At 69.3% G+C, this 20,534-nt stretch carries 22 protein-coding genes; 13 read left to right on the top strand and 9 right to left on the bottom strand.

The features are described 5' to 3' along the window. Positions 1–70 precede the first annotated feature (70 nt). The 3 genes from ACM6LR_RS00895 to ACM6LR_RS00885 all read left to right on the top strand — a co-directional run bounded on the left by ACM6LR_RS00895 (position 71) and on the right by ACM6LR_RS00885 (position 3,414). Positions 71–1,933 (top strand): glycoside hydrolase family 9 protein, encoded by a 1,863-nt coding sequence (locus ACM6LR_RS00895; protein ID WP_414942985.1) that lies wholly within the window; start codon positions 71–73, stop codon positions 1,931–1,933. Positions 1,934–2,044: 111 nt separating this feature from the next. After that, positions 2,045–2,836: a TIGR00730 family Rossman fold protein gene (locus tag ACM6LR_RS00890; protein ID WP_414935643.1), complete on the top strand. Its 792-nt coding sequence runs from the start codon at positions 2,045–2,047 to the stop codon at positions 2,834–2,836. Beyond that, positions 2,836–3,414 (top strand): TIGR00730 family Rossman fold protein, encoded by a 579-nt coding sequence (locus tag ACM6LR_RS00885; RefSeq protein ID WP_414937046.1) that lies wholly within the window; start codon positions 2,836–2,838, stop codon positions 3,412–3,414. Before ACM6LR_RS00890 ends, ACM6LR_RS00885 begins: the two co-directional genes overlap by 1 nt. Before the next feature lie 405 nt (positions 3,415–3,819). Here ACM6LR_RS00885 and ACM6LR_RS00880 read toward each other — a convergent pair whose 3' ends face one another. After that, positions 3,820–4,494 carry a lysophospholipid acyltransferase family protein gene (locus ACM6LR_RS00880; protein ID WP_414935642.1) on the bottom strand — a complete coding sequence of 225 codons (675 nt, stop codon included), beginning with the start codon at positions 4,492–4,494 and terminating at the stop codon, positions 3,820–3,822. A 51-nt stretch (positions 4,495–4,545) separates the two neighbouring features. On the opposite strand from ACM6LR_RS00880, the gene ACM6LR_RS00875 reads away from it, so the two are divergent. Further along, positions 4,546–5,451, top strand: a complete 906-nt coding sequence (locus tag ACM6LR_RS00875; protein WP_414942984.1) for a glucosyl-3-phosphoglycerate synthase — start codon at positions 4,546–4,548, stop codon at positions 5,449–5,451. On the opposite strand, the gene cydC is transcribed toward ACM6LR_RS00875, so the two are convergent. From cydC to ACM6LR_RS00855, 4 genes are read right to left on the bottom strand one after another with little or no spacing between them, the layout of a single operon-like run. Then, positions 5,437–6,948, bottom strand: coding sequence for a thiol reductant ABC exporter subunit CydC (cydC, locus tag ACM6LR_RS00870; RefSeq protein WP_414942983.1), 1,512 nt, complete (start codon positions 6,946–6,948; stop codon positions 5,437–5,439). The two genes, ACM6LR_RS00875 and cydC, sit on opposite strands and share 15 nt — an antisense overlap. Positions 6,949–6,986: 38 nt before the next feature. Then, the gene (gene cydD, locus ACM6LR_RS00865) at positions 6,987–8,546 is read right to left on the bottom strand and encodes a thiol reductant ABC exporter subunit CydD (protein WP_414942982.1); all 1,560 of its coding nucleotides are present in this window, start codon (positions 8,544–8,546) and stop codon (positions 6,987–6,989) included. A gap of 9 nt (positions 8,547–8,555) precedes the next feature. Further along, a complete protein-coding gene (locus ACM6LR_RS00860; RefSeq protein WP_414942981.1) occupies positions 8,556–9,548 on the bottom strand; it encodes a cytochrome d ubiquinol oxidase subunit II in 993 nt (330 codons plus the stop codon). 2 nt (positions 9,549–9,550) lie between these two features. Next, positions 9,551–10,729 (bottom strand): cytochrome ubiquinol oxidase subunit I, encoded by a 1,179-nt coding sequence (locus ACM6LR_RS00855; protein ID WP_414942980.1) that lies wholly within the window; start codon positions 10,727–10,729, stop codon positions 9,551–9,553. Positions 10,730–10,869: 140 nt separating this feature from the next. Between ACM6LR_RS00855 and ACM6LR_RS00850 the strand changes: the two genes are divergently transcribed. The 6 genes from ACM6LR_RS00850 to ACM6LR_RS00825 are packed head-to-tail and all read left to right on the top strand — an operon-like array spanning position 10,870 to position 13,865. Further along, positions 10,870–11,196, top strand: coding sequence for a helix-turn-helix transcriptional regulator (locus ACM6LR_RS00850; protein ID WP_005155407.1), 327 nt, complete (start codon positions 10,870–10,872; stop codon positions 11,194–11,196). Further along, positions 11,193–11,858, top strand: coding sequence for a permease prefix domain 1-containing protein (locus ACM6LR_RS00845; RefSeq protein ID WP_414942979.1), 666 nt, complete (start codon positions 11,193–11,195; stop codon positions 11,856–11,858). Before ACM6LR_RS00850 ends, ACM6LR_RS00845 begins: the two co-directional genes overlap by 4 nt. A 28-nt stretch (positions 11,859–11,886) precedes the next feature. Continuing rightward, positions 11,887–12,558: a permease prefix domain 1-containing protein gene (locus ACM6LR_RS00840; RefSeq protein ID WP_414942978.1), complete on the top strand. Its 672-nt coding sequence runs from the start codon at positions 11,887–11,889 to the stop codon at positions 12,556–12,558. Continuing rightward, positions 12,555–12,857, top strand: coding sequence for a DivIVA domain-containing protein (locus ACM6LR_RS00835; RefSeq protein WP_414935634.1), 303 nt, complete (start codon positions 12,555–12,557; stop codon positions 12,855–12,857). The genes ACM6LR_RS00840 and ACM6LR_RS00835 overlap by 4 nt, the downstream gene beginning before the upstream one ends. After that, entirely contained in the window at positions 12,854–13,303 is a 450-nt protein-coding gene (locus tag ACM6LR_RS00830; RefSeq protein ID WP_414935633.1) for an SRPBCC family protein, read from the top strand. The genes ACM6LR_RS00835 and ACM6LR_RS00830 overlap by 4 nt, the downstream gene beginning before the upstream one ends. Beyond that, complete coding sequence (locus tag ACM6LR_RS00825) at positions 13,296–13,865, top strand: DNA-3-methyladenine glycosylase I (protein WP_414935632.1); 570 nt, start codon at positions 13,296–13,298, stop codon at positions 13,863–13,865. Before ACM6LR_RS00830 ends, ACM6LR_RS00825 begins: the two co-directional genes overlap by 8 nt. A 165-nt stretch (positions 13,866–14,030) precedes the next feature. Here the strand turns inward: ACM6LR_RS00825 and ACM6LR_RS00820 are convergent, their stop codons facing one another. Together ACM6LR_RS00820 and ACM6LR_RS00815 are read right to left on the bottom strand one after the other, a co-directional pair. Continuing rightward, positions 14,031–14,513 (bottom strand): hypothetical protein, encoded by a 483-nt coding sequence (locus tag ACM6LR_RS00820; RefSeq protein WP_414942977.1) that lies wholly within the window; start codon positions 14,511–14,513, stop codon positions 14,031–14,033. Between the two features lie 119 nt (positions 14,514–14,632). Further along, complete coding sequence (locus tag ACM6LR_RS00815) at positions 14,633–15,427, bottom strand: enoyl-CoA hydratase-related protein (protein ID WP_414935630.1); 795 nt, start codon at positions 15,425–15,427, stop codon at positions 14,633–14,635. Positions 15,428–15,622: 195 nt separating this feature from the next. Here ACM6LR_RS00815 and ACM6LR_RS00810 point away from each other — a divergent pair, with 195 nt between their 5' ends. Both ACM6LR_RS00810 and ACM6LR_RS00805 read left to right on the top strand, forming a co-directional pair. Then, entirely contained in the window at positions 15,623–15,790 is a 168-nt protein-coding gene (locus ACM6LR_RS00810) for a DUF3117 domain-containing protein (RefSeq protein WP_005155393.1), read from the top strand. 90 nt (positions 15,791–15,880) lie between these two features. Continuing rightward, positions 15,881–17,356, top strand: coding sequence for a leucyl aminopeptidase family protein (locus tag ACM6LR_RS00805; RefSeq protein ID WP_414935629.1), 1,476 nt, complete (start codon positions 15,881–15,883; stop codon positions 17,354–17,356). A 97-nt stretch (positions 17,357–17,453) separates the two neighbouring features. On the opposite strand, the gene ACM6LR_RS00800 is transcribed toward ACM6LR_RS00805, so the two are convergent. Then, positions 17,454–18,338 carry a LysR family transcriptional regulator gene (locus tag ACM6LR_RS00800; RefSeq protein WP_414935628.1) on the bottom strand — a complete coding sequence of 295 codons (885 nt, stop codon included), beginning with the start codon at positions 18,336–18,338 and terminating at the stop codon, positions 17,454–17,456. 105 nt (positions 18,339–18,443) lie between these two features. Between ACM6LR_RS00800 and ACM6LR_RS00795 the strand changes: the two genes are divergently transcribed. Further along, entirely contained in the window at positions 18,444–19,703 is a 1,260-nt protein-coding gene (locus tag ACM6LR_RS00795; protein WP_414943225.1) for an MFS transporter, read from the top strand. 13 nt (positions 19,704–19,716) lie between these two features. Here ACM6LR_RS00795 and ACM6LR_RS00790 read toward each other — a convergent pair whose 3' ends face one another. Continuing rightward, complete coding sequence (locus ACM6LR_RS00790; protein ID WP_414942976.1) at positions 19,717–20,367, bottom strand: O-methyltransferase; 651 nt, start codon at positions 20,365–20,367, stop codon at positions 19,717–19,719. Positions 20,368–20,534 lie beyond the last annotated feature (167 nt).

Genomic DNA, 20,534 nt, shown 5'->3' with positions numbered 1-20,534 from the left:
GGGTGCTCCTGGCGCTAGCGTCATGCGCCATAAAAAGGAAACTTTCTTAACTAATTCGAGCGGGGCGCCGATGATGGTGAGTTCCTGGTCCAGGGCGGTGGCCGCGGTGTCGGCACTGGTCCTCGGGGGTTTGACGGTTCCGGCGGTTTCGGCCGCGGCGGCGGTGCGAGGAGAGGTCCGGGTCGATCAGGTCGGCTACGGCATCACCGAGACCAAGTACGCCTATCTGCTGTCCAGCGCGCCGGGGTCGTTCTCGGTGGTCGACGAACGAGGCTGGACCGTCCATCGTGGACGGACCGGGCCCTCGTTCGGTGCGTGGAACGCGAAGTACCCGGCGGTGTACCAGCTCGACCTGTCGAAGGTCTGGCTGCCGGGCAAGTACCGGATCGAGGTCAGCGGCGAGACCAAGGCGACCTCGCCGACGTTCCGGGTGGACACGAGGCAGCGGCTCTTCACGCCGCTCGTCCGCGCCACCAACGAGTTCTTCCAGGCGCAGCGCGACGGTGACGACATCATCCCCGGGCGTCTCGGCAGGAAGCCTTCACACCTGGCGGACAAGGAGGCCACGGTCTACGACTGGCCGGTGTTCGTCGGCGAGGGCGGCGACGAGATCGCCGAACCGCTGAAGCCGGTCGGTGGGCCGATCGACGTCGAAGGCGGCTGGGTCGACGCGGGCGACTTCGTCAAGTTCACCTCGAACACGGCGTATTCACTGGCGGAGATGGGTTATGTGCTCCGCGAGGGCTACGACCCGGTGCTGGCCAAGGAGGTCACGCTCGGCCTCGACTGGCTCGACAAGATGTGGGACCAGCGGAACAAGACGCTCTACGCCCAGGTCGGGATCGGGACGGGCAGCGACAAATTCGGGTTCCTCGGCGACCACGACGTCTGGCGGAACCCGCACGACGACGACCCGCTCGACGTGAAATCCGGTGACCCCAAGTACTTCGTCAAACACCGGCCGGTCTTCCCCGCCAACCCCGGCGGTTCCGCGCTCAGCCCGAACCTCGCCGGCCGCGTGGCCGCCGCGTTCGCGCTCGGCGCGCAGGTCGAGGCGAAGCGGAACCCCGCACTGGCGAAGAAGTACCTCGCCGAGGCCGCCTCGGTCTTCGCGCAGGCCAAGACCAAGGACGTCGGCGAGCTCGTCACCGCGTTCCCGCACGCGTACTACCCGGAATCGTCCTGGCGGGACGACATGGAACTCGGCGCGACACAGCTCGCTTTGGCGGGCAAGGCCTTGCGGGACCCGCGATCGGTCGAATGGACGCGGCAGGCGGCGCATTGGGCGAAGGCCTACATCGACCTCGAAGAGAAGAGCACGCTCAACCTGTACGACACCAGCGCGCTGGCACACGCCGAACTGGCGAAGCTCCTGCGGCACGGCGTCCCGGGTGCCGCGCTCGGCCCGGAGGAGCTGATCGGCGACCTGCGGCGTCAGCTCGACGAAGGTGTCGCGAACGCGGCGAAGAGTCCTTTCCGGACCGCTGTGTCCGTCACCGACTTCGACGCCGCCAGCAAGAGCTTCGGCTTCGCCGCGACCGAGCGGTTGTACGCCGACGTGACCGGTGACCGGCGGTACGCGGCGTTCGGTTCGCAGCAACGGAACTTCACCCTGGGCGCGAACGCTTGGGGCATCTCGCTGGTCGTCGGGGTCGGCACGACGTCCCCGAAATGCCCGCACCACCAGGCGGCCAACCTCGCGGGTGAGGACAAGGTGCTCTACGGCGCTGTCGTGAACGGACCGAACGGGGCCGAACACTTCGCGGACCTTCCGTTCCCTGCCGGGGCGAAGGAGTGCACGAAGCCGTACGACGCCTTCGACACGGCCGAGTCCCGTTACACCGACGACCTCGCCTCATGGCCGAGCAACGAGCCCGCCATCGACTTCACCTCGACGGCGATGCTCGCGTTCTCGCTGGCAGGACGTTCCTAGACGCGTTCGTGGGGCCCGCTCTCCGGCGGGCCCCACGTTCGCGAATCCGACAACTCCTGTTCGCGGCGATGCTGCCGCTCCAGACGGTGACGACGTCGTAGTCTTGGTTGGGTGAGTGAGACAAACAGCGAGTTCCCCGACGGCCAGTACCCGGAACGTCCGATCGAGCGCCACAAGGGCCCGGTCGTGCTGCGGCGGGATCGCCGTGACCAGGGCAGCAGCACCACCGACCAGCGCCTGCTGGACTCACGGGGGCCGAGCGACTGGGTGCACACCGACCCGTGGCGCGTGCTGCGGATCCAGGCGGAGTTCGTCGAGGGCTTCGGCGCGCTGGCCGAGGTGCCGCGCGCGGTGACCGTGTTCGGCTCGGCGCGGACCAAACGGGACCACCCGGAATACGAACTCGGCCGCAAGATCGGCGGCGCGCTCGCCGACGCCGGCTTCGCGGTGATGACCGGCGGCGGCCCCGGCGCGATGGAAGCGGTGAACCGCGGCGCCAACGAAGCGGGCGGGTTCTCCGTCGGCCTCGGCATCGAGCTGCCGTTCGAGCAGGGCCTGAACCCGTGGGTCGACCTCGGCGTCAACTTCCGGTACTTCTTCGCCCGCAAGACGATGTTCATCAAGTACTCGCAGGCGTTCATCTGCCTGCCCGGTGGCTTCGGCACGCTCGACGAGCTGTTCGAGGCGCTCACCCTGGTGCAGACGAAGAAGGTCACGAAGTTCCCGGTCGTGCTGTTCGGTAGCGACTACTGGGGCGGCCTGTACGACTGGATCGCCAAGACGCTGCTCGCCGAGGGCAAAATCGGCGAGAAGGACCTCGACCTGCTGCACGTCACCGACGACATCGACGACGCCGTGCGGGTCGTGCAGGACTCGTACCAGGCATGGGACGACACCCACTGATGGCGGCTCCGCGCCGGGTGTGCGTCTTCTGCGGTTCGTCGATGGGCTTCGATCCGCGCTACGCCGATGAGGCACGCGCGCTGGGGACACTGCTGGCTTCGCGGGGGATCGGGCTCGTCTACGGCGGTGCCTCGGTCGGGACCATGGGCGTCATCGCGGACGCCGCGCTGGCCGCGGGCGGAGAGGTGATCGGCGTGATCCCGGAGGCGCTGGGCAGCGTCGAAATCGCACACGCCGGCCTGACCGAACTGCACGCCGTCGCCGACATGCACCAGCGCAAGGCGAAAATGGCCGCGCTGTCCGACGGGTTCCTCGCGCTGCCGGGCGGGGCCGGGACGCTGGAGGAGCTGTTCGAGGTCTGGACGTGGGCGCAGCTCGGGCTGCACGAGAAGCCGATCGGGCTGGTCGACGTCGGCGGGTACTACGCGCCGCTGCTGAAGTTCGCCGACCACATGGTGTCGGAGGGTTTCCTGTCGGCTGGGTACCGGGACATGCTTTCGATCGATTCGGACGCTTCGGTGCTTCTGGACGGCTTCGCGGGCTACGTGCCTCCGCCGCGTCCTAAGTGGGTTAAGTAGGGCTCTTTTAGTGCATGAAGGCCCCTTTGCTTGCGCCTAGGTACAGGAAGGGGGCCTTTCTGTACTTGGAGGGTTGTGAGGGGCGAGCTTTCTTCGCTTAGGCGGTAAGGAGGCCTTCACGTGCCGCTGCGGTGACGCCTGGAGCCGCTGGAGCCGCTGGGGCCGCGAAGTGCCGGTCCGTGAAGGCCCCCATGAGGGACTCAGGGTCCGTGAAGGTCTCCTTGAGGGACCCAGGGTCCGTGAAGGACTCCTTGAGGGACTCAGAAGTTCGTGAAGGTCGCCGGGATGGGTGGCTGTGTTTGGGTCAGCTAACGCCCCAAGATCCACCCAGTCACCTACCCCGGCCAGCGGAACCTCCACCGAGCGTCGTCGGGGAAGCAAGGGACCTTTGCTATCGCCGGAGCGTCAGGCGGCGCTCTGATCAGGGCGTTTGTGATACGAGTCGACGTACTCCTGCCCCGAAAGCTCCAGGATCGTGTACATGATCTCGTCGGTCACCGAGCGCCGGATCGCCGGTGACGAGTCCTGTCCTTCATACCGCGAGAAGTCCAAGGGCGAGCCGTAGGTGACCGTGATCTTCGCCCGTCGGGGGATCCGCTTTCCGGGAGGCTGCAGGTCCTCGGTGCCGGAAAGAGCGACGGGGACGACCTTCGCGCCGGTCGCCAGCGCGAGGGCCGCGACGCCGGTGTGGCCGCGGTGCAGTCGTCCGTCCAGCGAGCGGGTGCCCTCGGGGTAGATCGCGAACGCGCCGCCCGCGTCGAGCACCTTCCGCGCCGCCTCCAGTGCGGCGAGACCGGCCTGCGCGTTGCCGCGTTGGACGGGGACGTAGCCGAGGCCGCCCAGGAAACCCGCCATCAGTTTGCCCCTGAGCCCGCGGCCGGTGAAGTACTCCGCCTTGCCGAGGAACTTGACCGGCCGCATCGCCGTGAAAGTGATCACGCCGGTGTCCAGGGCCGCCCGGTGGTTGGGCGCCAGCAGCACGGGCCCGGCGGCGGGGATGTTCTCCACGCCGCGGATCTCGGGGCGGTACAGCGCCCTGACCAGCGGGCCCAGCACGAATCGGACGAGTAGCGGTAGCAAGGTTCCTCCATCGACGGGGTGTCGGACTCCAGCATGGCACGATCACTACTCATGAGTTGGTTCGAGCGGCGCACGTGGCAGAACCCCGGTTGGACGCTCGACGACATCGTCGCCGCGAAGGGTGACCGGACGGTTTCGGTCGTGCTACCGGCACTCGACGAAGAGGACACCGTCGCCGAAGTCGTCGGCACGGTGCGGCCGCTGCTGGGCACGGTCGTCGACGAGTTGGTCGTGATGGATTCCGGGTCCACCGACGCCACCGCCGAGCTCGCCGAACGGGCCGGCGCGCGGGTGGTGCACCGCGAGGACGTGCTCCCCGGACTGCCGCCGGTGCCGGGCAAGGGCGAAGTGCTGTGGCGGTCGCTGGCCGCGACGACCGGCGACGTCGTCGTGTTCCTCGACTCCGACCTGGTCGACCCGGATCCGGCGTTCGTGCCGACCCTGCTCGGGCCCCTGCTCTGCGAAGACGGCGTCCACCTGGTCAAAGGTTTTTACCGGCGACCGCTGCGGCTGGAGAGCAGCGGTGGCGGCCGGGTCACCGAGCTGCTGGCGCGACCGGTCCTCTCGGCGCTGCGCCCGTCGCTCTCGGGGCTCATCCAGCCCCTGGGCGGCGAGTACGCCGCGACGCGCGAGTTCCTCGAGTCAGTGCCCTTCGCGGCCGGGTACGGCGTCGAGATCGGGCTCATCCTCGACGCCGAAGCGCGCTACGGCCTCGAAGGACTCGCACAGGTCAACCTCGGCGTACGCAAGCACCGCAACCGCTCGCTGCTTCAGCTGGGTGTGATGGCGCGGCAGATCCTCGGGACGGCGCTCGCGCGCTGCGGCATCAAGTCGGACGACCCGGCTCAGCTCACCCAGTTCGCGCAAGTAGAGGACGAGTGGCTGTCGGAGGTGGCCGAGATATCGGTGAGGGACCGGCCGCCGATGCGGGACGTGCGCGGTTTAACCCACCCGTAGTACTTCGTCGAACCCGGCCACGTGCGCTTCGCGATGCGTCACGAGGACGACGGTGCCGCGCGCGGCCGCGAGGACGTCTGCCAGGACGGCGTCGCCGTGTTCCGGGTCCAGCCCTTCGACCGGCTCGTCCAGCACCAGGACCGGCGGGGCGGCCAGCACCGCCCGCGCGAGCACGAGCCGCTGGCGCTGCCCGCCAGACAGAGCGTCGCCATCGGAGCCGACCTCGCGGTCGAGTGGCAGAGCGAAGTCCGCCGTTTCACACGCCGAGAGCAGCTCCGGGTCGGTCGCGCCGGGCTTCGCGAGCAGCAGGTTCTCCCGGACTGTCGTGTGGAAGACGTGCGCGTCCGCGAGTGCGCCCGAAACCACCGACGGCAGCAGCGCCGGGTCGTACACGTCCAGCGGCCTTCCGTTCAGCAGCGCGCGCCCGGACGTCGGCGCCACGGAACCCAGCAGCACGTTCAGCAACGTCGTCTTCCCGGCACCGCTCGGCCCCAGGATCCCGAGCCGCTTGCCCGGCGGGAGGTCGAGGTCGACGCCGTCCAGCGTCGGAGCCCTGCCCTCGAAACGCACGCCGACGCCTTCGAGCCGCAGGTGTCCAGGTTCAGGCACCAGCGTTCCACGCGCGGGAGCGGGCTCGGCCAGCAGCGTGCGCACCCGCCCCGCCGACGCGCGGACCTCGACCCAGCGCTGGGCGGCCGCGGTCAGCGGAAGGACCAGCTCGAACACGGCCAGCGCGCCCAGGGCCAGCGCCGCCGTCAGCGGCGGTGAAACCCCGGCGGTCAGCGCGATCGTGACGCAGGTCAGCAGCTGGACGAGCAGCCCGGCCGCGGTCAGCAGACTGGTCCGGTTCGCCGTCGCCCGGTCCCGGGAGGCGAGGGCGTCGACAGCGGTGTGCGCGGCGTCCACGGTGGACTCGTGCACGCCGTAGGCGATCAGCTCCCGTCGTCCGCTGATCAGTTCGACCGACCGTTCGGCCAGATCCGCCCGCGCTGGAGCGCTCTGCTCCGCCGCCGCGCGAGTGATCCGCACGCAAAGCCATGGCAACCCGATCCCGGCGATGGCGAGGCCGAGCGCCAGCACCAGACCGGCCATCGGGCTGACGATCAACGCGACCGTGGTCGACACAAGGCCCACGAAGGCGGCGACCCCGGCGGGCAGCAGGCAGCGGAGGATCGCGTCCTGCACGGCGTCCACATCGGACACCAGGCGCGTGACGAGGTCGCCGCCGGAATGCCGGGAAACCCGGTGCGGCACCAGCGACGTGTACACGCGGGTCCGCAAGGCGCCGAGATAGCGCAGGACGACTTCGTGCCCGGCGAGCCGTTCCGCGTAACGCAGTCCGCCGCGCAGCAACGCCAGTGTCCGGACGGCGACGATCGCCACCGTGAGCGAAGCCAGTGGCGGCTGCTCGGCCGCCTTCAGCAGCAGCCACGCCGCGGTGGCCATCAGCGCCAGTCCGGCCAGTTCGGCACCGGCCGCGATCAGCCCGGCGCGCACCAATCGGACAGTGTCCTTTGCGGACACACCCCAGACGTTCACACGAGTTCCCGTTCTCTCAGTGCGCCATTGCGGACTTCGAAGACGCGGACGGCCAGCTCGGCCATGGCTGGCCGGTGGGCCACGAGCACCGCGGTCCGGCCGGTGAGCAGTTCGCGGGTCGCGCCGAGCACGGCCGCTTCGGTCTCCGCGTCGAGCCGGGCGGTCGGTTCGTCGAGCAGCACCAGGCCCGCCTCCGTGCGGGCAAGCGCCCTGGCGAGCCCGAGCCGTTGCCGCTGCCCGGCCGAAAGCGGCGCGCCCAGTTCCCCGATCCGCGTCCGGTAGCCGCCGGGCAGCCCCCGCACGACCTCGTCGAACGCCGCCGCGCGGGCCGCCGCCTGGACGTCCGGCACCTGGCCCATGGCGATGTTCTCCTCGACGGTCCCGGTGAACAACGTCGGCCGTTGCGGCACCCAGGCCGTCCTGGCCCGCCACGGCATCGGATCCAGTTCACGCAGGTCGACGCCGTCGACGAGGACCCGGCCGGACGTCGGCGTGACAAAGCCCAGCAGGACAGCCAGCAGCGTGCTCTTCCCGGAACCACTGGGGCCGATGAGCGCGACGTGCTCGCCCGCCTCGATCGCCAAGTCCACTTCGGACAGAACGATCTCGTCGCCGTACGCGACGCTCACCTTCTCCAGCACGATCCGCGGCGCACCACGGCCTGCCACCTGAGAACCCCGGACGGTCTCGTCCGCGGGGACGGCCAGCGCCTCCCGCAGGGTGGCGAGCCCTTCCGCGCTGGCGTGGAACTTCGCCCCGGCCGCCCGCAACGGCAGGTAGGCCTCGGGGGCGAGCAGCAGCACCAGTACGGCCGTGTGCACCACCATCCCGCCTTCCAGCAGCCGGAAACCGATCGGCACCGCGACGAGCGCCACCGAAAGCGTCGCCACCAGTTCCAGCACCAGCGCGGACAGGAACGCGACCCGCAGCGTGCGCATCGTCGCGTCCGTATGCGCGTCCGCCATCGCCCGTACCGTCTTCGCCTGCGCGGCGGCGCGGCCGAACACCTTCAGCGTGCCGAGCCCGCGTACGACGTCGAAAAAATGCCCGCCCAGCTTCGAAAGCAGTTGCCACTGCTTCGCCGTCTTGGCCATCGCGAGCTGGCCGACCAGGATCGCGAACACCGGGATCAACGGCAGTGTCGCGGTGATGATCAGCGCCGACGCGAGATCCGCGGTGAACAACCGGACGAGCACGGCGACCGGCACGATCGCCGACAGCACCAGCGTCGGCAGGTAGCCGGTCAGGTAGGCGTCACCGGCGTCGATCCCTTTGGTCACCAAAGTCGCGACCTCACCGGGATTTTCCGCTTCCGCGCCGAGAAGCCGCTTGCGCAGTCCGGCTTTGACCGTCGCCGCGAACCGGCCGCCGAGCGAACCTTGAACACCCGTGAGCAGCACCCGCGCCGCGATCGCCGCCGCGAGCGTCCAGGTCACGCCGCCGCCGGTGAGCAGCGTCGCGAGGCCGTCCGCCTGGACGAGGCCCGCCACGGCGGTCAGCGTGCCGAGCACGGCCAGCACACCGAAATGGCGTCGCAGTCCGGGAAGGGGAGGCATCATCAGCTCCTAGAAGTGCAGCAACGAGCGCTGGTCGACGCGGTCGCCGTGCCCACGCCAGGTCACCCACTGCACGGCGGCGATCACCACCAGCGCGGGCGGCAGGACAAAAGTGAGCAGACCGAGCGTCTCGGAGCTGGCGGCCGCTTCCGTCAGGCTCAGCGAAAACCCGCCGTCCACAGAGGACACGAGCGTGTCCGGCAGGCGCAGCGTTCCGACGGCCAGCACCGGTGACGCGGACAGAACCATCGTGGCGACCAGTGCCGCCTTGTGCCGTCCCGCCCGCAGTGCCGTGAACGCGACACCCAGCGCTCCGAACGCCAGCCCGATCGCGGGCAGTACGGTCCACGACGCGGTGGTCTCGATCGCGCCCCAGGCGACCGCCACGACCAGGAACGCGAGCGCGGGCGCGAGCAGGGCCCTGGCGATCCGGTTCGCGCCGTCGGTGAATTCGACAGGCGCTCGGACAGCGAGGAAAGCCGCTCCCTGTAAGGCGAACAGCGCGACGAACCCGGCGCCCCAGAGCAGCGCGTACGGTTCGAACACGGCGAGGACACCGCCTGTCGGCAGCCCCTTGGCGTCGAGCGGGAGCCCGAGGACGAGGTTGCCGAGGAACACGCCCCAGGACACCGCCGTCACCCAGGCGCCGACGGTGATCGCGAGCGTCCAGGTGCCACGTCCGGCGTCCGGCCGCCTGCTGCGCAACTGCACCGCCGCGGTGAACGTGACAAGCCCGAGCAGCAGGGTGACGACCGGGAGGTACGCCCCAGAGAACACTTTTCCTTCCAGGTGTGGGAAGGCGCCGAACAGGACGCCGACCGCGGCCACCAGCCAGGCCTCGTTGGCGAGAAAGAACGGGCCGAAAGCGCCGAGCACGCGCCGTCGTCCTTCCTCGTCACGGCTGAGCCTGCCGAGCAGCATCCCGACGCCGTAGTCGTAGCCCGCCAGCGCGAAATAGCCGCCGGTCAGGAAACCGAGCACACACCACCACAGGATCACCATGGTCAGACTCCGCTCAGGACTAGATTTTCAGCTTGAGGCATCTTCGCCTCGCCTTCGGGTTCCGGGCCGCGTTTGGCGACCCGCGACATCAGCACCCAGTCGGCGACCGTGAGTACCGCGAACAACAGCGTGAAAGCGATGAAGGAGAACAGGATCTGGCCCGCCGGGATCGACGCGACGGCGTCCGCGGTGGTCAACTGACCGCGAATCAGCCATGGCTGCCTGCCGATCTCCCGCACGAGCCAGCCGGAGATCGCGGCGAAGAACGGCAGCGGGATGGCCAGCACCATCACGTACAGCAGCGGCCGCACCTTGGTGATCCAGTTTCGGAACAGCAGCAGCGTGCCGAGGATCGAGGCGAGGAAGGCGATGAAGCCGAGCTGGATCATGAACCCCAGTGGGGCGCCGACCAGCGGTTCCGGTGATTCGAGCTTCCTGGCGTGGTATTCCCCGAGCGGGCCGAACTGGGCGAAACCGAAGCCGATCACCATCGCGCTGCCCACCAGCGAGGTGAGCACGCCGATCCGCATCGAGGACCGGAAGAACTCGATCTCCTTGGTGCGCTTGATGAAGTGGTACGCGCTGACGCCGACCACGAAGAAACCGCCGGTCATCAACGCCGCGCTCAGTACATGGGGCAGCGACATCGTCAGCGCCGGGTTGGTGAACAGCGCACCGAAGTCGTCGAGTTTCAGCACGCCGTTCTCGGCGTGCGTGCCGACCGGGTTCTGCAGGAACGAGTTGGCCACCATGATGAACAGTGCCGAGGCGTACGCGGTCAGCGTGATCAGCCAGATCAGGGTCAGGTGGACCCCTTTGTTCAGCCGCCCCCAGCCGAAGATCCACAGTCCGAGGAAGGTCGATTCGGCGAAGAACGCCACCAGTGTCTCGATGGCCAGCGGTGCGCCGAAGACGTCGCCCGCGACCGTGGACAAGCCGGTCCAGGTCAGCCCGAACTGGAATTCCATCACGATTCCGGTGACGATTCCCAGCGCGTAATTGATCACGTAAAGCTTGCCCCAGAAACGGGTCATCCGCATGAGCTCCGGCTTGCCGCCGAGCGCGGAACGTGTCTGCATCACCGCGACGAGTGTCACGAGCCCCAGTGTGAGCAGCACGAACAGGAAGTGGAACGAGGTCGTCGTCGCGAACTGGAGTCTCGCGATCGGGAGTGCGTCCATGCCGAGGCACTGTATACGTAGGCTGGCTACATGTAGCCACCAAATCTATGAATCAGGGGTGATCTCGGGGACATTCCCTGAGGCGGGTCCGGGAAAGATCCGGCTACCCTGGTCGGCGGCGATGTGTAGACTGTCTATCTATGAAGGCCGACAGCCTGCGCGGGCACCTCGACGCGTTGCTCCTAGCCGTCCTCGACGGCCGGAAGCTGCACGGGTACGCCATCATCGAGGCGCTCCAGCTCCGCAGTGACGGTGCGCTCGACCTGCCGACGGGCACCGTCTACCCGGCGCTTCGCCGGTTGGAGCGCGCCGGTTTCCTCGCCAGCGAATGGGACGTCGTATCCGGCCGCAAACGTCGTACGTACAAGCTCACCCGCTCCGGGCAGAAGGCGCTGGCGGCGGAACGGGCGGAGTGGCAGGAGTTCACCACGGTCATAGGTGGTGTCCTCGGGGGGAGCACGGCATGAGCGCGATCGAGGCATACATCTCGGAACTGGACAGACGGTTGAGCGGGTCGGCGGAGGCCAAGGCCGATCTGCTCACCGAGGCGAGGGACGGCCTGACCGACGCGGCCGAGGCCTACCGTGCCGGCGAGGCGGACGCCGAGCGGCGGGCCGTCGCCGATTTCGGCCCCGCCGACCTGATCGCCCGTGACTACCAGGCGGAACTGGGACTGCGGCGTGACATCCGTGTCCTGTGGGAGCTGATCGTCGGTGTCCCCGTGCTGCTCGTCGGCTGGGACCTCCTGCGGGTGCTGAGCTTCGGCGACTGGTCGCGGTTCGGTGACCCGCCGCCGTCCTGGTACCACCGCGCGATCGGCGCGGCCGACACCGTGGCGGCGCTGTCCCCGGTGGTCGCGGTCGCCGGCGTGATCGCGGCACGGCTGCTTTCGCGGCGGACGGACGGCCCGCGTGCCGCGCGCTTTATTTCGCTGTCCGTGGCCGCGGCGGTGGGGCTGAACCTCATCGCGGTCGCGTTGTACGGCGGCGCGACCGGGCTGCTGGAGCCCGCGCGGCTGATCGTCAGCGTGCCGTGCGCGGTCCTGTCCGGCGCGTGGATCCTGTTCAGCATGCGGCTCACGGTCGCCGCGCGCCGTCACCGGCGGCCGGCTATGGCGATCGCGGCCTGACCGCGCGGAGCATCGGGAGAACTACGGCATGACTGTGATCGAGGCCTATCTCGGTGACCTGCGCGCGCGGCTGGACGGTCCGGCGTCGGCCAAACGGGACCTGCTCCGCGAGGCGCGGGACGGGCTCAACGACGCCGCCGACGCCTACCGCGAGGGCGGCTGGAGCGAGCACGAGGCGCAGCGGCGCGCCGTCGACGACTTCGGGCCGGCGCACCTGATCGCGCGGGACTATCAGGCCGAACTGGGCATGCACAGCGGCACGCGCACCCTCTGGAAGCTGATCCTCGGCGTGCCGATGATGCAGCTCGCCTGGGAATTCGCCCGCAAATGGACTTTCGGCGACTGGTCGCAGCTCGAGGCCACCCCGGCTTGGTACAAGTACATCGCCCAGTTCACCCACGGTTCGGTGTTCATCGTGCCGGTGCTGGGGGTGTTCGCCCTCCTCTGCATGCGCTGGCTCTCCCGGCGGATGGACGGGGTCAAGCTGGTCAGGACCATCGGCGTGCTGATCGGCGAGGCCGTCGGGCTGAACCTGCTTTCGGTGGCGCTGCTGGTGATCGCCACCGGGCTCATCGACGCGTCACGGCTGTTCCTGTCCGTGCCGTGCGGGATCCTGATGGTCATCTGGGTGGTGCTCAGCGTGCGACTCGCGTTGCTGGCGCGACGATCGTGGCGTTCGTGTGCCACGATCGTCGCGTGACGACCGCCCTGATCTACCTCGTAGTCATGCTGCTGGTGGCCGCAGTGGTGTTTCTGCTGGCCGCCGTGGTGTTCGGCCGGGGTGAGGAACTGGCCCCGCTGTCCCCCGGCAGTTCGCCGACCAGACTGCCCGCCGAGGACATCACCGCCGAGGACGTCTACGCCGTCCGCTACCAGATGGTGGTGCGCGGCTACAAGATGTCCGAAGTGGACTGGGTGATGCGGCGTCTCGGCGTCGAGATCGACGAACTGCGGTCCAAGGTGGCCGAGCTGGAGGCCGAGCGCGAGGGCGCCAGGTGACCGATGTCGTCGTCTCCGTCGACGTCGCGGTACCGGCCGGGACGGCTTGGCTCGCCCTGACCGACTGGGAACGCCAGGGCGAATGGATGCTCGGCACCGAGGTCAAGGTCGTCGAGGGCAACGGGCGCAGCGTGGGCTCGAAGCTGTCGGCCTTCACCGGCGTCGCCGGGATCGGGTTCACCGACACCATGGAGATCACCAGCTGGGAGCCACCGCTGCGCTGCGTCGTCCGGCACCTCGGCAAGATCGTGCAGGGCACCGGGGTGTTCCAGGTGATCGAAAAGGGGCCGCATTCGTCGACGTTCGTCTGGGCGGAGCAGCTGCGGCCGCCGTTCGGCGTCGTCGGGCGGCTCGGCTGGCCGGTCGCGAAACCGGGGTTCGAGCTGGGGCTGCGGCTGTGCCTGCAGAAGTTCGTGAAGTACGCGGAGGGGTACCGGGTTGGCTGAGGCGGGTTTGCTGGGCACGGACGGGATCAAGCGGTGCTCATGGGGTAACTCGGCCCCGGACTACGTCGAGTACCACGACACCGAATGGGGCGTGCCGCTTCACGGGGACGAAGAGTTGTACGAGCGCTTGTGCCTTGAGTCGTTCCAGTCCGGGCTCTCGTGGATCACGATCCTGCGCAAGCGGGAGTCGTTCCGGAAGGCGTTCAAGAAGTTCAAGCCGAAGAAGGTCGCCGTCTTCACCGACGACGACGTCGAACGGCTGATGCAGGACGCGTCGATCGTGCGGAACCGGGCGAAGATCCTGGCGGCGATCAACAACGCGCGCGTGATCGCGGAGCTGGACGGTGCACTGGACGACCTGCTGTGGTCGTTCGCGCCCGCGCGGCAGAAGCGGCCCCGCACGATGGCGGACGTCCCGGCGATCACCGACGAGTCGAAGGCGATGGCGAAGGACCTCAAGAAGCGCGGGTTCGTGTTCCTGGGGCCGACGACCTGTTACGCGCTGATGCAGGCGACCGGGATGGTCGACGACCACGTGAAGGACTGCTTCCGGGCCGGTTAGGCCCTCTCGAAGCGTGTCTTCGGGTTTCCGCAGCCGGGCCGCGGCATCAGCTGGTCCTTCACCCAGCCGTATCAGCGGCCCGCCTCCGCGAATCCGCGGCCTCCGGCCGAAAGACGCACGCGTGTGTCCTCGCCCAACCTGCCAACCCCAGTTCGGGAGACACGCCTAGGCACTGCTTCGGAGGTCGCTCGCCAGTCGTTCCAGCGGCCGGTAAGTGCCGTCGAACTCGATCTCGCGCCCGTCGCGCAGGCCGATCGTGCACAACGCGACGTAGGCGACGGGGAAGAAGTTCACCCAGTGCTCGACGCCCTTGTAGCGCACTTCGTGGACTTCGGCCCAAGTGATCGCGTGCGGGATCTTGCGTCCGTAGACCTCCGCGAAGCCGCCGGTGAAGACGTAGACGCCACCGGCGAGGCGTTTCCTCGTGAAGTGGCACCACGGGAGGAACAGCGGCGGCCACACGAACAGCACGACGGCCAGCGCTCCGGTCAGGTCGCCTTCGCGGATCCCGAGCGCCAGAGCGCCCGCTAGTGGTGCGAACGCGAAGAAGGTGCCGACGAGCCCTGGCCTGCGGCGATAGCGACGGAGGCATTCGCCGAGGCCGTGTTCCGCGGCTTTCGCCTGGAGGTGGGCTGGGATCGGGAGCACGGCGGAACGCTAACCGCCACCGCTTGGTACCGGTCCCGAAGCGGGGCGCCGATGCCATGAACGGTCCGTTACTTGCAAAATTTGCAAGTAACGGACCGTTCATGGCACGTCCCGAGGGGCTACTTGCCCTGAAAGTTCGGCTTGCGCTTCCCCACGAAGGCCTCGACAGCCTCTGTGTGGTCGGAGGTCGCGCCCAACGCGGACTGCGCGGCGTCCTCGGCGTCCAGTGCCTCTTCGAGTGAGGACTCGGCGGCGACGGACAGGACGTTCTTGATCTTCGCGTAGGCGACCGTCGGGCCGGCCGCGAGCTTCGCGGCGACCTTCTGCGCGCGGCCCGCCAGTTCCTCGTCCGAGACGACCTCGCTGACGAGCCCGAGCGTCAGCGCTTCGGCCGCGTCGACAGTGCGGGCCAGCAGCATCAGTTCGGCCGCGCGGCCGAGGCCGATCAGCCGCTGCAGCGTCCACGACGCGCCCGAGTCCGGGCCGAGGCCGACGTTCGCGAACGCCATCAGGAAGTTCGCCGACGTCGTCGCGATCCGGAGGTCGCTCGCGTAGGCGAAGGCGGCGCCCGCGCCCGCCGCGGGGCCGTTCACCGCGGCGATGACCGGCTTCGGCATCCCCACGATGGCCTTGACGATCGGGTTGTAATGCTCCTTGACGGTGTGTAGCGGAGCCGGGTCACCCGCCTGTAGCAGTCCGACATGCTCCTTCAAATCCTGCCCGGCGCAGAACGCCTTGCCGGAGCCGGTCAGCACGACGGCCCGGACGCTTTCGTCGGCCGCGGCCTCCCGCAACCCCGCCAGCAGCAGTTCCTTGAGTTCGACGGTCAGCGAGTTGTACGCCTGCGGCCGGTTCAGCGTGAAAGTGCGCACGCCATCGGCGTCGGCGGTCAGCAGAACGTCGGATGTGGTCACGGGATCTCCTAGTCGGCGAAACTGCGGTCTGAGTGGAGTCTTTCAGCCTCGCGAGCCGCATACCAGCACCGATACGACGGCAAAAGATCGGTCCGCGTTCGCGCCCGGCCGCTGATGAGGGACAATGGACAGTAGACCCGGCTGGCTTTGACGAGCGCGACCCGGGCGCGCCGGTTGAGACGGAGGGAGCACGCTATGGCGGCCATGAAGCCCCGGACCGGAGATGGTCCCCTCGAAGTGACTAAGGAGGGGCGGGGCCTCGTGATGCGCGTACCACTCGAGGGTGGTGGGCGCCTCGTCGTCGAACTCTCCGCGGAAGAAGCGAAGGATCTCGGCGCGGCCTTGCAGGAGGTCACCGGCTGAGCCGGACCGCACCAACGTTCAACCACCCGCACCCCGGTCTCCGTTCGGAGGCCGGGGTCGCGGTTCATCTGTGCCCGGAGGTCGCTCACTGTGCGTAACCCGCTACCCCCCGTTCCGGGGAAGCTGCTCGAAATCGAGGTCTCGGACGACCTGCGGCGCGGCACACCGCTGGCCACGCTGATCGCGGCGCCGTCCGAAGAGGACGGTGACACCGGACTCGAGGAGATCGGCGGCGTGCGGCCGACCGGCAAGGCCGGCGACGTGCAGACCGTGCCGACAGGGGGCACCCGCTGGCTCGCGGGCGTCGGCGACGGTGAACCGCGTCAGTACCGCAAAGCCGGTGCCGCGCTGATCCGCGCCGTCTCGTCGGCACTGGACGAGGACGTGAAGGCGGGTCAGAAGGCGTTCCGCGCCTTCGCCGTCGAACTGCCCGAGGACGCGGGCGCCGAGCACGTCGAGGAACTGGCGTTCGGTCTGTTGCTGGGTGGCTACCGGTTCACGGTGACGGCCGAGGAGCCGAGGCCGAGCCTGCGGACCGTGCGCCTCCTGACCCGCTACGAGCGCGCCGTGCCCGCGTACGAGAAGGCACTGGAGCGGGTTCGCGAACTCGCCGCGGCCGCCTCGTTCGCCCGCGACCTGGCGAACGCGCCTTCGAACATCAAGACCCCCGCCTGGCTCGCCGACACCGCAGCGCGCGTCGCCGGCGGCATCCCGAACCTGACCGTCTCGGTCCGGGACGAGAAGTGGCTGGCGGAGCAGGGCTTCGGCGGCGTCCTGGCCGTCGGTGGCGGTTCGTCCGCGCCGCCGAGGCTGATCGAGCTGGAGTACCGGCCGCGCGGGGCGGCGACGCATCTGCTGCTGGTCGGCAAGGGCATCACCTTCGACACCGGCGGCCTTTCGATCAAACCGGCCGACGGCATGCACCTCATGCGCACCGACATGGCTGGCGGTGCGGCGATCATCGCCGCGGTCCGTGCGATCGCCGCACTCGGCCTGCCGGTCAAGGTGACCGGGCTGGTGCCCGCCGCCGAGAACCACGTGTCCGGTTCGTCGTACCGGCCAGGCGACATCGTCCGCCACTACGGCGGCAAGACGACCGAGGTGGGCAACACCGACGCCGAAGGCCGCATGGTCCTCGCCGACGCGCTCGTCTACGGCATCAGGAAGCACAAACCGGACGCCGTGATCGACGCGGCGACGCTGACCGGCGCCATGAAGGTCTCGCTCGGCGTCCGGACCGGCGGCGTTTTCGCCACCGACGACGCGCTCGCGGAGCGGGTCACGAAGGCGGGCGAGCGGGTCGGCGAGGCGTGGTGGCGGATGCCGCTGCTGGAGGACCTGGCCGAGACCGTGCAGGGTTCGCTCGGCGACGTCCGGCAGGCGCCCGGTGGTCCCGGCGGCATCGTCGCGGCGCTGTTCCTGCGGGAGTTCGTCGGCGACGTGCCGTGGGCGCACCTCGACATCGCCGGCCCCGCGCGGGCCGACAAGACCTACGCCGACGTCGTGCCGGGAGCCACCGGTTTCGCCGCGCGGACGCTGGTCGAACTGGTCGCTTCCTACGTCTGACCAGCGGGGCGGTAGCAAGGGACCTTTGCTACCGCCTGTCCCGAGGTTCGGATCTCGAGTACAGGAAGCGTGGTGGGCTTCACGGACCTATGTCGCCTCACACCCGCTCGGCGCGGATCTGCTCCCGGAACCGCAGGACCGCCGGTGGCAGGACGACGTCCTTGCGCCACGCCAGCCCGATGGTCCGCCCGACCGGCGGCACGAGCGGGACTTCGGCGACGCCCGCCGGGCTGCCGGGTTCGAACCGGGGGAGCAGCGCCACCCCGAGCCCGGCCGCGACGAGTCCTCGGACGGTGTCGGACTCCTGGCCCTCGAAGGCGATCTTCGGGTCGAAGCCGGCCTCGGCGCACAAATCGTCGGTGATGGTGCGGAGGCCGTAGCCGGTCTCGAGGAGCACGAATTCCTCGTCCTTGAGGTCTTCGATGGCGGCGTTCGGCCGGTCGGCGAGGTGGTGCGATGTCGGGACGGACAGGAAGATCTCCTGTTCGGCGAGCACGGCGGTGTCGAGCAGCGGGTCTCCGACGGGCGCGGGTGCGAGCAGCGCGAGGTCGAGTTCGCCGCTGGTCAGCCTGTCGACCATGTCCTGACGTGAGCCTTGGACCAGCGTGAAGCGCATGTGCGGATGCTCCGCGCGGTAGCCGCGGAGCAGGGTGGGGACCAGCGACCGGCCGAGCAGGTGCAGGAAGCCGAGGACGATGTGCCCGGATTCGGGGTCGACCTCTTCGCGGGCTTGGCGGACTCCGGTGTCGACGGCGGCGAGGGCGCGTTCGGCGGCGTCGGCCAGCAGTTCGGCTGCCCGGGTGAGGCGGATGCCGCGGCCGTCGGGGACGGTCAACGGGGCGCCGAGGGCTTCGCCGAGCGCGGCGATCCGGCGGCTCACCGTCGGCTGCGGGACACCGAGGAGTTCGGCCGCGCGTGTGACGTTCGTCGTGCGGCGCAGTGCGGAGAGCAACGCGAGCTGGGGGGCTAGCTGGGCGGTCATCCTTTCATTCAGCACAGCATCGATTGTCGCAGATGAACGTATTAGACGTATCGTTTAGCCAGGCTTAGCTTCGAGACCGTGCCTGCCACCGGAACCACCCGCCGCGTGACGATCGCCGTCGCCGCGGCCGGGATCTCCTCGTTCGCCCTGCTCTACGCGCCGCAGCCGGTGCTGCCGCAGCTGGCCGAGCAGTACCACCTCGACCCGGGCGGCGCCTCGCTCGCGGTGAGTGTCGCGACCGGCGCGCTCGCGATCGCCGTGCTGCCGATCGCGGCGCTCTCCGAGGTCGTGGGACGGCGCCCGGTGATCATCGCTTCGGTGGTCTCGGCGGTCGTGTTCGGTTTCCTGCTGCCGCTGGCGCCCAGCTATCCGGCGCTGCTCGTGCTGCGGGCGTTGCAGGGCGTCGCCATCGCGGGGTTCCCCGGAGTGGCCGCGGCCTACCTCGCGGAACGGCTCGGCAAGGCCGGGCTCGCGGCGGCGGTGGGCGCGATGATCGCCGGGAACACCGTCGGCGGCATGGTCGGCAGGCTCGCGGCCGGGTTCACCGCCGGTCCGTTCGGCTACCACGGTGCGCTGCTCGTCGTCGCGGTGATGGGGCTGGTCTGCGCGGTGGTCACGGTGCTGACCCTGCCGCCGGGGGAGCAAGGGACCTTTGCTACCACTTCGGCGGATCGTCGCAGTTCAGAGGGGCTGCGTGAACAGGGGCGGGCGGTCCTCGCGGGCCTCGGCGCCGCCGTTCGGAAGCCGATCCTCCTGGTTCAGTACGCGGTCGCGCTGCTGGCGATGGGCTCGTTCGTCGCGCTGTACAACGCCGCCGGATTCCGCCTGACCGGCGAGCCGCTGGACCTCTCGCCCGCGATCGCGTCGCTGGTCTTCCTCGCCTACGCGATGGGCTCGGTCTCGTCGGCGACCGCGGGCAAACTCGTCGGCCGGTTCGGACGTCGCCGATCGCTCTCCGGCGCGTTGCTGCTCACGATCGCCGGGGCCGCGCTGACGCTGCCCGATTCGCTTCCGCTGGTCATCGTCGGGTTCGTCGTGCTGACGGGCGCGTTCTTCGCCGCCCACGCCGTCGCCAACGGCTGGGCAGCCGCGGAGGCGCCCGAGAACGCCCGGGGCCAGGTGGGCGGGCTGTACACGCTTTCGTACTACCTCGGCAGCAGTATCGGCGGCGCCGTCGGTGCGACCGTCTACGGGCACGCGGGCTGGACCTGGCTGATCGCGCTCACCGCCGCCTGGCTCGCCCTCGCGGCGGCGGCAGTGGCCGTGCCAACGCGGCTGAAGGGGACTTTCCCTGCGTCGCATGCAGGGAAAGCGTCCTTCACCGCGTCAGATGCGGGGAAAGTCCCCATCAGCTCCCGGCGATAGCAAAGGTCCCTTGCTACGCGATGGCGGCGACCAGCAGCCCGCCGCCGACGGGCAACAGGGCCGGGACCAGCCGTTCGTCCTCGCGGAAGGCCCGCGCGACCTCGCGCAGCGCGAGGGTGTCCGGATCGCGCCGTGAGGGATCGGTCACCCTGGCCCCCGAGACGTTGTGAAACGCCAGTATCCCGCCGGGCCGGAGCAGCGCGACGGCCTTCTCGTAGCAACTCGGGTACTCGATCGGCGCCGAATCGACGAACACCAGATCGTAGCCACCGGGGGTGAGCCGGGGCAGGACGTCGAGCGCGCGGCCCATGATCAGCCGGGTCCGTCCCGGCGGATAACCCGCCTCCCGGAACGCCGACCTCGCCGCCCGGTGGTACTCGGGTTCGATGTCGATCGAGGTCAGGATCCCGTCGTCGACCATGCCCCTGAGCAGGCACAACCCGCTCACGCCCGCTCCGGTCCCGACCTCGACGACGGCCTTCGCGCGCAGCGTCGTGGCCAGGAAACGCAGCGTCGCGCCGGCGCCCGCGCTCAGCGGACCGCACCCCAGATCGGCCGACCGCGCCCGCGCCGTGGCCAGTACCTCGTCGTCGGGGAGGTACCCGTCGACGAGGTCGGCGTCGGCGGCCGCGGCCGCCGAGCCCGCATGCGTCCCGGAATTCACACGCGGAGGTTAGCGCTGCCTGTGGACAAAACAGCGAAGACTCCCTGCTACCGAACTTCTCAGCCTCCTCTCAGTCCAGTCTCACTAGAAACATAAGCAGGCCGGAGAGACTGGGTCTCGACAACGGGAACACCGTGCACATCGCCCGCGTTGGGTGGAGTAGTTAG

The sequence above is a fragment of the Amycolatopsis sp. cmx-11-32 genome (genome assembly GCF_047608695.1).
GTDB lineage: Bacteria > Actinomycetota > Actinomycetes > Mycobacteriales > Pseudonocardiaceae > Amycolatopsis.
Note: the sequence above shows the minus strand (reverse complement) of the source record. Positions and strands in the feature narration are given on the sequence as shown.